Annotated in this window: 14 protein-coding genes; 4 read left to right on the top strand and 10 right to left on the bottom strand. The window is 67.9% G+C overall.

The genetic code is table 11. The features are described from left to right. Positions 1-43: 43 nt before the first annotated feature. Positions 44-1,852 carry a formate/nitrite transporter family protein gene (locus NJQ98_RS04380; protein ID WP_262176096.1) on the bottom strand — a complete coding sequence of 603 codons (1,809 nt, stop codon included), beginning with the start codon at positions 1,850-1,852 and terminating at the stop codon, positions 44-46. A 77-nt stretch (positions 1,853-1,929) separates the two neighbouring features. Next, positions 1,930-3,249 (bottom strand): hemolysin family protein, encoded by a 1,320-nt coding sequence (locus NJQ98_RS04375; protein WP_262176095.1) that lies wholly within the window; start codon positions 3,247-3,249, stop codon positions 1,930-1,932. A 180-nt stretch (positions 3,250-3,429) separates the two neighbouring features. On the opposite strand from NJQ98_RS04375, the gene NJQ98_RS04370 reads away from it, so the two are divergent. Continuing rightward, positions 3,430-4,503 carry an NAD(P)/FAD-dependent oxidoreductase gene (locus NJQ98_RS04370; protein WP_262176093.1) on the top strand — a complete coding sequence of 358 codons (1,074 nt, stop codon included), beginning with the start codon at positions 3,430-3,432 and terminating at the stop codon, positions 4,501-4,503. A 12-nt stretch (positions 4,504-4,515) separates the two neighbouring features. Here the strand turns inward: NJQ98_RS04370 and NJQ98_RS04365 are convergent, their stop codons facing one another. Beyond that, positions 4,516-5,535, bottom strand: coding sequence for a DUF7972 family membrane protein (locus tag NJQ98_RS04365; RefSeq protein ID WP_262176092.1), 1,020 nt, complete (start codon positions 5,533-5,535; stop codon positions 4,516-4,518). Positions 5,536-5,564: 29 nt separating this feature from the next. Between NJQ98_RS04365 and NJQ98_RS04360 the strand changes: the two genes are divergently transcribed. The 3 genes from NJQ98_RS04360 to NJQ98_RS04350 all read left to right on the top strand — a co-directional run bounded on the left by NJQ98_RS04360 (position 5,565) and on the right by NJQ98_RS04350 (position 8,222). Next, positions 5,565-5,759, top strand: coding sequence for a hypothetical protein (locus tag NJQ98_RS04360; RefSeq protein ID WP_262176090.1), 195 nt, complete (start codon positions 5,565-5,567; stop codon positions 5,757-5,759). Between the two features lie 98 nt (positions 5,760-5,857). Beyond that, positions 5,858-7,801 (top strand): methyl-accepting chemotaxis protein, encoded by a 1,944-nt coding sequence (locus NJQ98_RS04355; protein ID WP_262176088.1) that lies wholly within the window; start codon positions 5,858-5,860, stop codon positions 7,799-7,801. 130 nt (positions 7,802-7,931) lie between these two features. Beyond that, a complete protein-coding gene (locus NJQ98_RS04350; protein WP_262176086.1) occupies positions 7,932-8,222 on the top strand; it encodes a transcriptional regulator in 291 nt (96 codons plus the stop codon). 55 nt (positions 8,223-8,277) lie between these two features. Here NJQ98_RS04350 and NJQ98_RS04345 read toward each other — a convergent pair whose 3' ends face one another. The 7 genes from NJQ98_RS04345 to NJQ98_RS04315 all read right to left on the bottom strand — a co-directional run bounded on the left by NJQ98_RS04345 (position 8,278) and on the right by NJQ98_RS04315 (position 13,720). Further along, positions 8,278-8,421, bottom strand: coding sequence for a DpnI domain-containing protein (locus NJQ98_RS04345; RefSeq protein WP_262176082.1), 144 nt, complete (start codon positions 8,419-8,421; stop codon positions 8,278-8,280). A gap of 73 nt (positions 8,422-8,494) precedes the next feature. After that, entirely contained in the window at positions 8,495-8,911 is a 417-nt protein-coding gene (locus NJQ98_RS04340) for a Rieske (2Fe-2S) protein (RefSeq protein ID WP_262176079.1), read from the bottom strand. 196 nt (positions 8,912-9,107) lie between these two features. Then, complete coding sequence (locus NJQ98_RS04335; RefSeq protein WP_262176077.1) at positions 9,108-9,980, bottom strand: aminotransferase class IV; 873 nt, start codon at positions 9,978-9,980, stop codon at positions 9,108-9,110. After that, on the bottom strand, positions 9,965-10,588 hold the full coding sequence (locus NJQ98_RS04330; protein WP_262176075.1) for an anthranilate synthase component II: 624 nt from the start codon (positions 10,586-10,588) through the stop codon (positions 9,965-9,967). The genes NJQ98_RS04335 and NJQ98_RS04330 overlap by 16 nt, the downstream gene beginning before the upstream one ends. Then, positions 10,585-12,057 carry an aminodeoxychorismate synthase, component I gene (pabB, locus tag NJQ98_RS04325; protein WP_262176072.1) on the bottom strand — a complete coding sequence of 491 codons (1,473 nt, stop codon included), beginning with the start codon at positions 12,055-12,057 and terminating at the stop codon, positions 10,585-10,587. Before pabB ends, NJQ98_RS04330 begins: the two co-directional genes overlap by 4 nt. 91 nt (positions 12,058-12,148) lie before the next feature. After that, positions 12,149-12,805 carry a helix-hairpin-helix domain-containing protein gene (locus NJQ98_RS04320; RefSeq protein WP_262176069.1) on the bottom strand — a complete coding sequence of 219 codons (657 nt, stop codon included), beginning with the start codon at positions 12,803-12,805 and terminating at the stop codon, positions 12,149-12,151. A 117-nt stretch (positions 12,806-12,922) separates the two neighbouring features. Beyond that, positions 12,923-13,720: a shikimate dehydrogenase gene (locus NJQ98_RS04315; RefSeq protein WP_262176067.1), complete on the bottom strand. Its 798-nt coding sequence runs from the start codon at positions 13,718-13,720 to the stop codon at positions 12,923-12,925. Positions 13,721-13,909 lie beyond the last annotated feature (189 nt).

Here is a 13,909-nt window from a genome sequence, read left to right as displayed (position 1 = left end):
TCGTCGTTTGTATCTCAGTGCCGGCCCGCGCATCGAATCCGGGCTACTTCTCCCGCCGTCCGGCCCCGATAAGCCGCTGTAGGAGCGACCGGTCGGTCGCGCGTTCGGCGAGCAACACCGTCCCCTCGACCTCGTCGACGACGTTCAAGTGGAGGGAGTCGGTGACCAACCGGGAGAGGATACCCTGCTCGGTCGCGCCGAGCATCACCATCGTGTGGTCGGCCGCTTCCCGTTCGATGGCCCTCTCGACATCGCCCGAATCGTCGACGATACGAGCGGCGTCCCCGAGGTCGTGACTCTCGGCCCACTCGGCGAGGAATGCCTCGCCCGCCTCGCGCTCGCCGCTTTCGGCGACGTGGAGGAGGGTTATCTCCGAGCCGACGGCGCTGCGGAGCCCGCGAGCGACGTCCGCACTCAGGTCCGAGGCCGGCCCACCCGCAGTCGGGACGAGGATGCGTGAGGCGTCCCCGCCGCGGTTCTTCACGACGAGGAAGTCGGTGGGGAGCTGGTTCGTGAGCTCGGCCAGGGGCCGCTCGGCGCGGGCGCTGGCCCACAGCCCGTCCTCCTCCCAGTTCATCAACACGAGGTCGGGGCGGGTCCGCGTCGCGCGGTCGAACACCACCTCGAACGAGCGATGGGAGACGATGGTCGACGTCTCGAGTTTCACGTCGTACTGCTCGGCCAGGCGGTCGAGGTCGTCGAGCTGACCCGACGATTCCTCGACGATTCGGTCCCGCTGTTCCCGGTCGGCCATGGCGCTGCTCTGTTGGGGCGCCTGAACGACGTGTGCGACGTGGACCGTCCCCTTCTCTCGGGTGCTCGCCAGCGCACAGGCGAGCTCGACCAGCGTCGACTCGGTCCGCGGGTTCGCGATCGGAACCAGAACGCGGTAGGACTGAGGGTCTCGGACGAAGTCCTCGACGGTGTCGACAAGCGGGACGTACGACCGACCGGCGAGGTTGCCAAGCAGCCACTCCCGGACGCTGAGCCGCCGGACGTGTTCGAACCGGGCCGTCTCCAGTCGGTCCTCCGTCGTCTGGTAGTAGTTGACGATGGTGACCAACACGACGCCGCCGATGGTGTTGCCAAGCATCACGGGGACGATGAAGTCAGTCATCGCCAGCAGCAGCGGCAGGTCACCGGTGAGCATCAGGAACGTCGCCTCGGTGAAGGAGACGACCACGTGAAAGAGGTTCGCGAGCGGAATCGTGAGGAAGGCGATGTAGACCACAAGCAGCCGCGTGACCGTGTCCCGGGCGGCGAAGTTCATCCAGACGACGCCGGCGACGATGAGCCCCGCGTAGGCCCCCTTGAAGAACAGCTCCACGTTGGAGGTCTCGTAGACGCCCTCGGCGGCCAGATTCGCCGCGACGGTCGCCGCCTCGGGGCTGAACACGCCGCCGTAGGCGAGCACGACCGCGCCGATAGCCCCGCCGACGAAGTTGCCCGCCGCGACGATGCCCCAGTGGCGAAGCAGCGCCGGAATCGACGCCAGACGCTCCAGCGTCAGCGCCACCGGCGGGAGCGTGTTCTCGGTGTAGAGCTGGTATCCCCCGATGATGATGTAGATGAAGCCGATGGGATACAGGAGCGCCGCCGCGATGGAGCTGTCCGTCTTCGGATACATCGATGCGTAGACGAGCAGCGTGATGGTGATAGCGAAGCCGCCGGCGAGCGCGCTGAAGAACAGCTCTCGCACCCCGGAGGTTATCTCGTGGTCGGCGTCGGCGACGATGCGCTGGAACACCTCGTCGGAGGAGAACTTGTCGGGTACGACTTCGCCCGTGACGGGGACTTCCTCGGCCCCGTCATCGTCATCCGCCGGCCCGGTGGGGCCGTGTGAGTCGGCCATTGCAAGGCCCATCAGCCAGCGGGTCAAAGAAACTTGTTTTTGCAGCCGATACCGCCGGGACAGCCCGTAGCGGGCGGTTACTCGGCAGTCGTATCGAGGGGCTCGACCAGTACGGTCGAGATTCGGGCGCCGTCGACGGTGGCGACCTCGATGCGGTAGCCGGCGGCCTCGACGCTGTCGCCCGGCTCCGGAATCTCGCCCAGCCGCGCGAGCACCAGTCCGCCGATTGTCTCGACGCCGTCGCTCTCGAAGGTCGACCCCAGCTCGTCGTTGACCAGCGCCAGCGGGACGCTCCCGTCGATGTCGTACCGATCCGAGCCGACTTCCCGGACGGCCGGCTCGCGCTCGTCGACGTCGAACCCGTCCCTGAGGTCGCCGACGACGGCCTCGACGACGTCCTCGATGGTGACGATACCCTCGAAGGCGCCCCACTCGTCGACGACCGCGGCCATCTGCTGGCGCTCCTCGCGGAACTGCAACAGGAGGTCGTCGGCGGTGGCCGTCTCGGGGACCATGAGGAGGCCGCGAGCCAGTTCGGCCGCCGTCGTCTCGCCGTCCTCCTCGACGGCGCGCAACACGTCCTTGACGTCGAGGAAGCCGACCACCTCGTCCTGGTCGTCGCTGTCGACGACCGGGTAGCGGGTGTGGCCGGCCGACAGGACGGTTTCCCGAATCTCGGTCAGCGAGGCGTCGGCCGGGATGGTCACCACGTCGGGCCGCGGGACCATCACGGTCCGGACCGTGGTGTCGTCGAGGTCGAAGACGCGCTCTATCATCTCGACTTCGGCCGTGTCGACGTGGCCCTGCTCGCTGGAGCGGGCCAGCACGCGCCGAATCTCACGCTCTTCGAGTGACTCCTCGGTCTCGGAGGCCGGCGGGACGCCGATGAGACGCGTGAAGGCGTTGGCGGTCCCGTTGAACACGACCAGCCCCGGGTAAAACAGGTAGTAACACAGCTTCATCGGGGCCGCGACCAGCAGGGAAATCCGTTCGGCCTCGGCGATGGCGATGGTCTTGGGCGCGAGTTCGCCGAAGACCACGTGGAGGAAGGTGATGAAACTGAACGCGATGGCAAAGGCGACCAGGTGAAGCAGGTCCGCCGGAAGGAGCGGCCCCAGGACCGGCTCGATGAGCGACGCGACCGCCGGCTCGCCGGCCCACCCCAGCCCCAGCGAGGCCAGCGTGATGCCGAGCTGGGTGACCGCGAGGTAGTCGTCGAGGTTAGCCATCACGTCCTGGAGCGTCTCCGAGCCGGCTCGGCCCTCCTCGGCCAGCTGTTCGACGGAGGTCGAGCGCACCCGGACGAACGCGAACTCCGTCGCGACGAAAAAGCCGTTCAGTACCACGAGTACGAGCGCGATGAGGAGCTGACCGAGCGAGAAAACGAGGTCTACCATCGGGCCCTCCGCGCGCCTGCGGGGTGAAGACGCAGTCGGGTCATATCGGGACGTGTCGACCTGGAGACTTAAACGGTGGCGGATGGGCGCCGGGGCGTCGGACGGGCGCGAGCGGGGCTGGCCGCCCGCGTCTTCCCGGATGTCGGCCGTTTTTATCGGTCGAACCCCTAGAGGCTTTCAATGTATACCGACGAGCAGTTCGACTACGACGTGGCCGTGGTCGGCGGGGGACCCGCCGGACTGACGAGCGCGCTGTACACGACCCGCCTGGGGATGGACACCGTCGTCGTCAACCGCGGCGGCGGCCGGGCCGCGATGATGACCGATACCCACAACGTCATCGGCGTCACCGAGGACGTGAGCGGCAACGAGTTCCTCCAGACGGCCCGGGAGCAGGTCGAGGACTACGGCGGGACCTACCGGCGTGGCTTCGTGGAGTCGGTCGAACCGCTCGACGACACGGACGGCTTCGACGTGACGACGGCCGACGGCGACCTCACGGTCAAGCGCGTCGTGTTGGCCACCGGCTTCTCCGACGAGCGGCCCGACCCGCCCCTGCCCCGCACCGGGAAGGGGCTCCACTGGTGTCTCCACTGTGACGCGTTCATGTTCGTCGGCGAGCCCGTCTTCGTGATGGGCACAGGGGAGTCGGCGGCCTACGTCGCGATGATTATGCTGAACTACACCGACGACGTGGACATCCTGACCCGCGGCGAGGAGCCCGAGTGGAGCGAGGACACACAGAAAATGCTCGACAACCACCCCGTCGAGGTCGTCGAGACCGAGCTCTCGGGCAAACGCACCGACGACGACGGCTGGCTGGAAGCCTACGAGTTCGAGGACGGGAGCGTCCGGGAGTACAAGGGCGGCTTCCCGATGCTGGGGTCGGACTACCACGCCGAAATCGCCGACGGGCTGGGCGTCGAGCGCAACGACGACGGCACCGTCGCCGTCGGCGACCACGGCGAGACGAGCGTTCCCGGGGTGTACGCCGTCGGCGACCTGACGCCGGGCCACAACCAGATTCCGGTGGCGATGGGCGAGGGCGCCGACGCCGGCATCGCTATCCACAAGGACCTCCGGAAATACCCGCGTTCGGTCGAGGACATCGAAAGCGAGGGGCCGGTCGAAGACGTTGACGTGCCCGCAGTCTCGCCCGAACTCTTCGCCACGGCGCTCGGCCACGAGGGCCACGCCGCCGGGCCGCGGCCGGTCGACGAGGACGAGCCGGAAGCCGCCGCGGACGACGACTAACACCCCGTCGTCTCAGGACCGGAGAACGAACGGCCCCGCGCCGTTGGTCCGCTGGGCGACGGTCGCGACCCGGAGCATGTAGGCGGTGAGCACGATAAACGGGGACAGCGCGACGGCGAAGCTGATGCTCACGAACGTAAGCAGCGGCGGCATGCCGAACATCCACATCTCCGGCAGGAGCTGGGCGTTGATGGCGAGAATCGTCGACGCCGTCACAACGATGGCCGGCAGCGAAACGACCAGTAGCGTCCGGGAGAGCTCGGATATCTCCTGGTTGTAGTAGAGCGTCTTGAAGTACTCGCGCCCCGTCGCGAACAGCTCCAGGGCCTGGAGCAGTTCCTCGACGTTGTCGTCTCCGCTGTCGGAGAGGACGTCTTCGTCCGTCGCCTTGAGCCGGCGCGACCGGCTCATCAGCGGGCCGTAGTCCATCTCCAGCCCGATCCACAGCACACCGAACTTGCCGCCGCGGACGTTCGTAAGCGAGTTCTCGATGTGTTCGGCGGTGCCGACAATCTGGTCGAGATACTCCTGTATCTCCCTGGTGAAAGTTTCCTCACTGCCTCGAGTTGACTCCTCCAGCTCCCTCGCCTTCCGGCGAATAACGTCGGCCATCACCTGGAGGAAGGTGTTCGGGTCCGTGGGGCTCTCGTCGGCGTCGGAGATCTTGCTGAGGGTACGCCAGAAGCTCATCATTCCCTCGATGCGGTCCTGCTGGTCGCTGACGTGGGTGATGTCGTACGAGAGGATGATGGAGTTTATCGAGACGACGATGGACACGAGCAGGATGATGCCGCTCAGGAAAGTGGTGAGGAGGGTCTGGACGGCCTGGGTCTCCACGAGCAGCCGGTGCATCTCGAAGGTCCACACCGAACCGATAGTCAGAATCGAGACGAACGTCACCGTCAGGAGCGCTCCGGTGACCGCGTACCGGTTGCCTTCGAGCAACAGCCACCGGCCGAGGCTGATACCGCCGTCCCCCGTCGGGATGGGGGCCCAGCTCCGGAGTCCGTCGATATCATCCGCGAAACTCATCGTCTCCCTCGGACTGGTGGGCCACATCGATGCACTCGGATGCCGTGAACAGAGAAAATCACTGCGTAGACGGTACGCTGGCGCCGCAATTAAATGGTTGGTTCGATTTCATTTCTCCCACGTCCGAAACGAGCGGCCACGAACCGCCGGTCGAGGGCACGGCGCGAGCGGGGAACGGGCTCGACGCCCGCGCGGCGGGCCGGGCCGTCGCCATCGCCGTGTGAAGCCCCATGTACCTAGTTATCACTCGTCTCTTGCCAGAATTATCACGAGATGAAATCCGCCGGAAACGGGTATAAGTCGGTATGCCGTCTAGGGACGTATGGTAGGTATAGGTATCGGGGATAACGATACGACGGGCCCGGTCGGGTCGGTCCGCGAGTTTCTCAGATACATCCCGAGCGGTGACACGATTCCGGAATCGACGTGGCGGAACCGCCACCGGCGGATTCTGCTGGTGCTGTTTGCACATATCCCCTTCCTGCTCGCGTTGGGCCTCTACGAGGGGACCGAAGCGGTCCTCACCGGGGCGACGATTCCCGCGGTGCCGCTCTGGCGGGTAGCGTTGAATCTCGCGGTCATCGGCGGGCTGGGAGCGCTCGCGCTGTGGCCGCGGTTCAGCCGTCGGAGCCGGACCGCACTCGCGTCGCTGGGGACCGTGGTCTCCTCGACGACGCTGGTCTTCTTTTCCGGCGGCTTCATCGAAGCGCACTTCCACTTCTTCGTCGCACTCATCATCCTGGCGCTGTACGAGGACTGGCTCCCCTTCGCGGTCGGTTTCGTCGGCGTGGGAGTCTCCCACGTCGTCTTCGGTGTCATCGACGCGAGCCGGGTGTACAACCACATCGCGGCCATGGAACACCCGATGGTGTGGGGAGCGATTCACGCGGCCTTCGTCGGCGCGGCGGCCGTCGGGCTGATGGCGCAGTGGTACTCGACGGAGAAGTCCCGCGAGCGGGTCCAGGAGCAACTCAAGGAGGTCGAGCAAAAGCGCAACGAGATAGACGACCTCGAAGCCAAGAAAGCCGAGGTCGAGGCGGCCAGAGCGGCGGCCGAGGAAGCCGAGGAGACGGCCCAGCAGAAGCAACGCGAGGTCGAGCGCCTGAACGAGCAACTGGAGCAAACCGCCAGCGACTACAGCGACGCGATGGCGCGGGCGGCAAACGGCGACCTGACGGTCCGACTGGAGACGACGACCGACAGCGAGGCCATGCGGGAAATCGCCGAGGCGTTCAACGAGATGGTCGCCGAGACGGAGGCGACGATGCGGGAGATACAGTCGTTCGCGGACGAGGTGGCGGCCGGGAGCGAGGAGGCCGACGGCAGCGTGAGCGAGGTCTCGCGGACGAGCGCGGACGTGAGCGAGTCCATCCAGCAGATAGCCGACGGCACCGACGAACAGCGGGAGATGCTCGAAACCGTGACCGACGAGATGACGGACCTCTCCGCGACGGTCGAGGAGGTCGCCGCGTCCGCCGACACCGTCGCGGAGACGGCGTCAGAGTCCGCCGACGTCGCGGCCGACAGCGAACAGACGGCACAGCAGACCGCCGAGGACGTCCGCGAGGTCAAAGCGTCCCTCGACGAGACGGTGACCGGTATCCGGGAGCTGGACGACCGGATGGACGAGATCGGCGACATCGTCGAGCTCATCGGCGACATCGCCGAACAGACGAACATGCTGGCGCTGAACGCCAACATCGAGGCCGCCCGAGCGGGCAGCGGCGACGGCAGCGGCGACGGCTTCGCAGTCGTCGCGGGGGAGGTCAAACAGCTCGCCGAGGAGACCCAGGAGTCGGCGACCCGGATAGAGCGGCTCATCGAAGCGACGCAGGAACAGGTGGCGGCGACGGTCGAGAAGGGCGAGGCGGCCAACCGGAGCATGACCGAAGGGGTCGAGGCGGTCGAGGAAGTCGCGGACGCGTTCGCGACGGTCCGGGAGAACGCCCGGGCGACCGACGCCGGTATCCGGGAGATACGCGACGCGACGGACGACCAGGCGGCCACGGCCGAAGAAGTCGTCTCGATGGCGGGCGAAGTCTCCGAGATAAGCGACGAGAACTCCGCGGAGGCGACGAACGTCTCCGCGGCGGCCGAGGAACAGGCCGCCTCGATGAGCGAAGTGAGCGAGAGCGTGCTGGCGCTGAACGAACGGGCCGACCAGCTCAAGGACCTCCTGTCGTCCTTTACCGTCGGCGCGGCCGAGACGGAGGTGTTCTCGGACGACGCACCCGGGACCGGTCCGCGGTCGGTACAGACCGACTGATACCGGTTACTGTCACGATTCACCGACAGCTGCCGACTGCGGGGTCGGCGGTATCCGGAAATAATCTATAAGAAACCGTACGACGCTGTCGGCCACTAACTTCTATTAGCCGTGACGCCGTAGCCCAGGCATGCGCGAGGCAAGTCGTACGACGCGCCAGCGCATCGCGGACCGCTTGCGCGATGAGCCCATGGCCGCGGGCAGTATAGCCAACGACTTCGAGATTCCGACCAGCACCGCGCTCACACACGTCGAACACATCGCGAAGTCCCTCGACGCGACGGACGAGCAACTGCTCGTCGCGCCCCCCGAGTGCAACCAGTGTGGCTTCACCGACTTCGACGACCTGACGAACCGGCCGAGTCGCTGTCCCGAGTGCAAGGCCGAGAGCGTCGCCGAGCCGGCCTACCGAATCGGCTGACGGGAGAGGTGCAGATTGGACGGCCGATACCGCGCGACGATACCCCCTGCGGAGCTTACGTGAGCGTCACGAGGTCCGCGCGGGTGAACTCCTCGTTACAGCAGTCACAGAAGTAGCCGCCGCTCTCCAGAACAACGGGGTTGTTGTCACACTCCGGGCACACCTCGGCCTCCGTGCGGTTTTCGCGCGTCATGGTCATTGGTACCACACACCAATTTATAGTTCCACTGCAACTTTACCCGGGCCGGCCACTCGGTAGTAAACAGCCGGGCCTACTGGCCTGAAAAGCCGATTCGGCCGCCGGAAGACAGGTCGTGGTCGCCCGAGGGCCCCTTGTTCTCGAACTCGTACCGGTCGTCGGTCAGGTAGATATCGCCGTCCGCGACGGTGATATCGACCGTCTCCAGAACCGCGCCCTCACAGGGGCCGAAGGTACAGCTCCCGGAGTCGCGCTCGAACGTCGCACCGTGTTTCTCACACACCAGTTCGTCCTCCCGTACCGTCGCGCCGCTGCCCTTGTCCAGGCGGACATCGGTCCAGTGGGGGCAGTAGTTCTCGAAGGCGACGACGCCGTCCGCGAGCGCCACGAGAATCGCTTCCGACGTATCGAATCCCTCGCGGACGGTAAAGAGGAGGCTGCCGTCCTCGGGTACCTCCTCGACCGCCGCGATGCGACTGTCCGCGTCCATGGGCGGGGTAGGCGGGTCGCCCGTTTCAATCACTCGGTCCACGTAACACTCACAGGGCCACCTCCGGCCGCTGGACGGGCGCTGTCATCGCTGTAGCAGCCGCGAGAAACCCTCCGACACGCGCCGGGCGCGACTCCCGGACAGCCGACATGGGCCGGTCAGTCGAACGTGTGAGGGGGCCAGCAGACCGGTGTACTCAGTAGTGACGGGCCTCGACGCGCTCGTCGTAGAGCCGCTGCAGGAGCTTCGTCATCGGGCCGGCGCCCACGCCCATGCCGTCGACCGTCTCGATGGGTCGAATCTCCCACGTGGAGTTCGTGAGAAACGCCTCGTCGGCGTTTCGCAGCGCGTCCAGCGAGTACGCGCCCGTCTCGACGGGGAACCCCTCGTCCCGGGCGAGGTCCATGACGATATCCCGGGTGACGCCGGGTAGCAGGTCCAGCTCCGCGCTGGGCGTCCGGAGGCCGTTCTCGGTCACGAAAAAGAGGTTGCTCGTCGCGCCCTCGGCGAGGTTCCCGTCGGTATCGCGCAGGAGACACTCGTCGGCGGGGGTGCCGTCGCCGGCCGACCGGCGGAGCTCCAGCCGGCCGAGAATCCCGTTCAGGTAGTTGTGGCTCTTGGTGTCCGCGGGGACCGCCTCGTCGGGCACCCGGCGCGTGCGGACGGTCTGGACCGTCGCGGGGCCGTCCCAGGGCCGCTCGCCGTCGCGGCCGCCCCTGGGGAGCGGCTTGACGATGACCACGACGGTCGGGTCGACCTCGGGGCCCGGCGTGAGTTTTCCGGGCTGGACCCCGCGAGAGACCGAGACCTTGCAGTACGCCTCGGTCAGGTCGTTGGCGGCGAGCGTCTCGTCGACCCGCTCGCGCAGGTCGTCGGGGAGAGCGTCGGCAAAGCCCAGCGCCTCGGCCGTGCGCCCGAGTCGGTCGCGGTGGGCCGCCCACTCGAAGGGGTCGCCGCCGTACACTCGCAGCGTTTCGAAGGCCGCGTCGCCGTACATGAACCCCCTGTCCAACACCGACACCGTGGCCTCGCTCTCGGGAACGAGCTCGCCGTTTACGTGGTATTGCATGACAGACAGAAGTTTTCGACCATGGTCTTCCCGTGGTCGGTGAGGATGCTCTCCGGGTGGAACTGGACGCCGACGTGGGGGGCCTCGCGGTGGCGGACCGCCATCACGATGTCGGCCTCCGCGTCGTCGACGGTGTGAGCGGTCTCTTCGAGCGCATCGGGCAGGTCGTCGCGGTCGACCGCGAGCGAGTGGTACCGGCCCACCTCGACGGGGTCCGGGACGCCCTCGAAGAGGCCCTCGCCGTCGTGTGTCACCACCGAGGACTTCCCGTGGACGACGGCGTCGGCGTGGCCGACATCGCCGCCGTTGGCGGCACACAGCGCCTGGTGACCCAGGCAAACCCCCAGCGTGGGATAGTCGAGTTCGGCGAAAGTCGCCATCGAGATGCCCGCGTCTTGTGGCGTGCCGGGCCCCGGCGAGACGACGATGCCGTCGGGGTCGAGGTCGTGGACAGCGTCGACGGTGACGGCGTCGTTGCGCCGGACGACCACGTCGTCCTCGCTCCCGCCCAGCCGCAGGACCACCTCGCCGACGTACTGGACGAGGTTGTAGGCGAAGGAGTCGTAGTTGTCGACGACGAGAACGGTGGGCGCCAGCGTCTCGGTCACGTCGACCCCCCCACGGAGAGGTCGGCGCGCTCGCCCAGCGCCTCGTCGACCGCCGTAATCAGCGCTCGGCCCTTGTCTAAGGTCTCCGCGTACTCCCGGTCCGGTTCTGAGTCGTGGACGATGCCCGCGCCGACCCGGAGGTGGTACTCGTCGCCGTACCCGACCAGGGTCCTGATGACGATGTTGAGCGTCGCCCGGCCGTCGAATCCGAAGATGCCGATTGAGCCGGTGTATGGGCCCCGACGGGTCCGCTCGACCTCGTCGATTATCTCCATCGTCCGCGGTTTCGGGGCCCCCGTAATCGTGCCGCCGGGGAACACCGCGGCGATTGCGTCCTCGAGCGTGGCACGCTCGCGGAGTGTCCCCCGGACCTCCGAGACGAGATGCATCACCTCGGAGTAGCGGTCGACCCGGCGGTAATCAGTGACCTCGACGCTGCCGAAGCGGCTCACCTTCCCGAGGTCGTTGCGCTCTAAGTCGACCAGCATCGCGTGTTCGGCTCGCTCTTTCTCGTCCCCCAGCAGCTCCTCGGCAAGGCGCTCGTCCTCCGCTTCGGTCGGCCCCCGCGGGCGGGTCCCGGCGATGGGTTCGGTCACCAGGTCGTCGCCGTCCCGCTGCAGGAGGAGTTCGGGGCTCGCGCTGACGAGGTCGACGCCGGGGAACTCCACCAGCGCCGAGTACGGCGCCGGGTTCACCCGACGGAGGGCGTCGAACGCCTCGACCGGGTGGACGGCGGCGGGCGCCGAGAGGCGCTGTGAGACGTTGGCCTGGAAGGTGTCGCCGTCGCGGACGTACTGCTTGACGGTCCGGACGCGCTCGGCGAAGGCCTCGCGCGTGCAGTCGCTCTCGAAGGCGGCGCTGTCGGTCGACGCCGGCGGGTCGCCCACGGAGGGGTCGCCCTCGCCGACCGTGCGAGCCAGCTCCAGGGCGTGCTGGCGGGCGAACTCGTAGGCCGCGCCGGCGGACTCGTGGTCGCGCAGGCGCGGACACGCCGTAATCGTGAGTTCGACCGGCCCGTCGCCGCGGGGCTCCGGCCAGGCGGCGACGCGGTCGTAAGTGGCGAGCTGCAGGCGTGGCAGGGCGCGGTCGTCGACGGCGCTCGACGGGAGGGACTCCAGTTCGCGGACGACATCGTAGGAGAGCCAGCCGATAGCGCCGCACGGGTAGGGGACCTCACAGTCGCCCCGGACGAGGGTGTCGCCGGCCAGCGCGTCGGCCAGTGCGGCGAGCGCCGGGCTGTCGTCGGGCCCGACCTCGACGAACTCGGCGGGCGCAGTCGCGAAGTAGCCCCAGCCCGACTGCCCGCCGGTCGTCCCGAGATAGACGCCGCCGGTCGGGTCGCGAGCCCGGCGGTACGCCGCGAAGGGGTCGTCGACGGTGACCGAGACGACGACGGGAATCCGGGCCGACGGCGGCGCGTCGGCAGCGAGAGCCTCGTAGGCGTCGCGGCTCGTCTCGACCCGTGGCATTACCGGTAGCAACAGCCCGGCGGGTAACTCGTTTGCGGTTCGGGCAGTATCCCGGCGCCGCGCCGGCCGGACAGCCGATACCGTCGCAGAATCAGTAGCTGTTGGCCTGCTCTATCCAGCCGGCGACGCGGCTCTCGCCGAGTTCGATGCGGTCCGCCAGGTCGGCGGCGTCGGCGTCGGCCAGCTCGCCGACAGTGTCGATGCCCGCACCGGCGAGTCGGTCCCCGTAGGCCGGACCGATGCCGTTCAGCTCCGTGACGGGGTCGGTGCTGCCCGCCGTGTCGGCGGGCGCGTCCGCGTCGGAGTCGTCTGCTGCAGTGTCCGTGTCAGTGTCGTCGTCAGCTGTGTCCGCAGCAGTGTCGTCAGGTTCGGTGTCCGCATCGGCGTCGTCGGCTTCGGTATCCGCGTCGGTGTCGTCGACAGTGTCAGCTTCAGTGTCGTCGACAGTGTCCGCGTTGGCGTCGTCGGCTGCGTCACTCGCGCTCGCAGCGGCCGTGTCGGGCTCGCCGGCCGATACCTCGGCCTCCTCGACCGACGAGTCCCCGCTCTCGGCGCCGTTGGTCCCCGGGCCATCCGGTTCGCCCGTCGACTCCCCACTACTGGCCGTCTCGGTTCCCTTGACCGCGTCCTCGTCCTCCGTCGAGGGCTCACGCTCGACGGTGACGTCCACGTCGCCGGAGCGACCCGACTCCGACGACCCCGTTTCGTCGAGCCCGAGTGCTGATTTCAGCTTCTGAAGCAAACCCATACGCTCCTGTTCTGTGCCCCGACACTAATCTCTTGCTGGTAGAGTACTCCTCAGGCGGACCGCGTCTCCCTGTCCGGAGCCGCGCCGCCACCGGGTCCGCGTCCGCGACAGCCCGTCTCAGAGGCCGTCCCGAAGCGCCGCGTTCATCGGGTCGACCGGCGCCGTCTCGCCGGTCCAGCGCTCGAACGCCTCGACGCCCTGGTACAGCAGCATCCACGCGCCGTCGACGGTCGTCGCCCCGGCCGCCGCGGCGTCCCGGAGCAACCGCGTCTCGATTGGGGAGTACACCGCATCGAGGACCGCGAGGTCGCCGTGCAGCGCGTCGGCGGGGACCGGCGTCGCGTCCTCGTCCATCCCGACGCTGGTGCAGTTGACCAGCACGTCGGCGCCGGACAGCAGGTCGTCGAGCCCGTCGAGCGAGTGCCCGCCCGCGCCGGGCACCTCGGCGGCCAGGTCGTCGGCCTTCGAGGCCGTCCGGTTGGCTATCTCGACGGTCATCCCCTCGTCGGCCAGCCCGAAGGCGACGGCGCGGCCGGCCCCGCCAGCGCCGACGACGACCGCCGTCCCATCGAGGGCCACGTCGTGGTGGTCGAGCGCGCGGACCGCGCCGACGGCGTCCGTGTTGTACCCTCGCGGCGTCTCACCAGTCAGGTCGATAGTGTTGACCGCGCCGATACGCGCGGCGAGGTCGTCGGTCTCGACGGCCTCGAGTACGTCCTGCTTGAACGGGAGAGTGACGTTCAGCCCCGCGACACCGAGCCTGTCGGCCGCTTCGACGGCCGCCGCCCCCTCGTCGGCCGGCGGCTCGAACGTGACGTACTTCGCGTCGATGCCCAGGGCGTCGTAGCCCGCCTCGTGCATCGGCGGCGACAGCGAGTGCCCGACCGGGTTCCCGATGAGTCCGTAGACTTCCATACCTCCGTGGGCGTGGCCCCCGCTATTGAACGCCACGCTCCGGTCGCGGGCGGGGGCGTCGGCGGGACGTACCACAGGCAGGGGAGACGGAAACGGCGGCGTAGTTCCCCCCTACTAGCGGACGTTTCGCAACCTTTTCCACCTGACCGCCGCTGTGAACGCCTAGTGAGTCGCCTCCGTCATCCACTC

The sequence above is a fragment of the Haloarcula laminariae genome (assembly GCF_025457605.1).
In the GTDB taxonomy this organism is placed as follows: domain Archaea; phylum Halobacteriota; class Halobacteria; order Halobacteriales; family Haloarculaceae; genus Haloarcula; species Haloarcula laminariae.
Note: the sequence above shows the minus strand (reverse complement) of the source record. Positions and strands in the feature narration are given on the sequence as shown.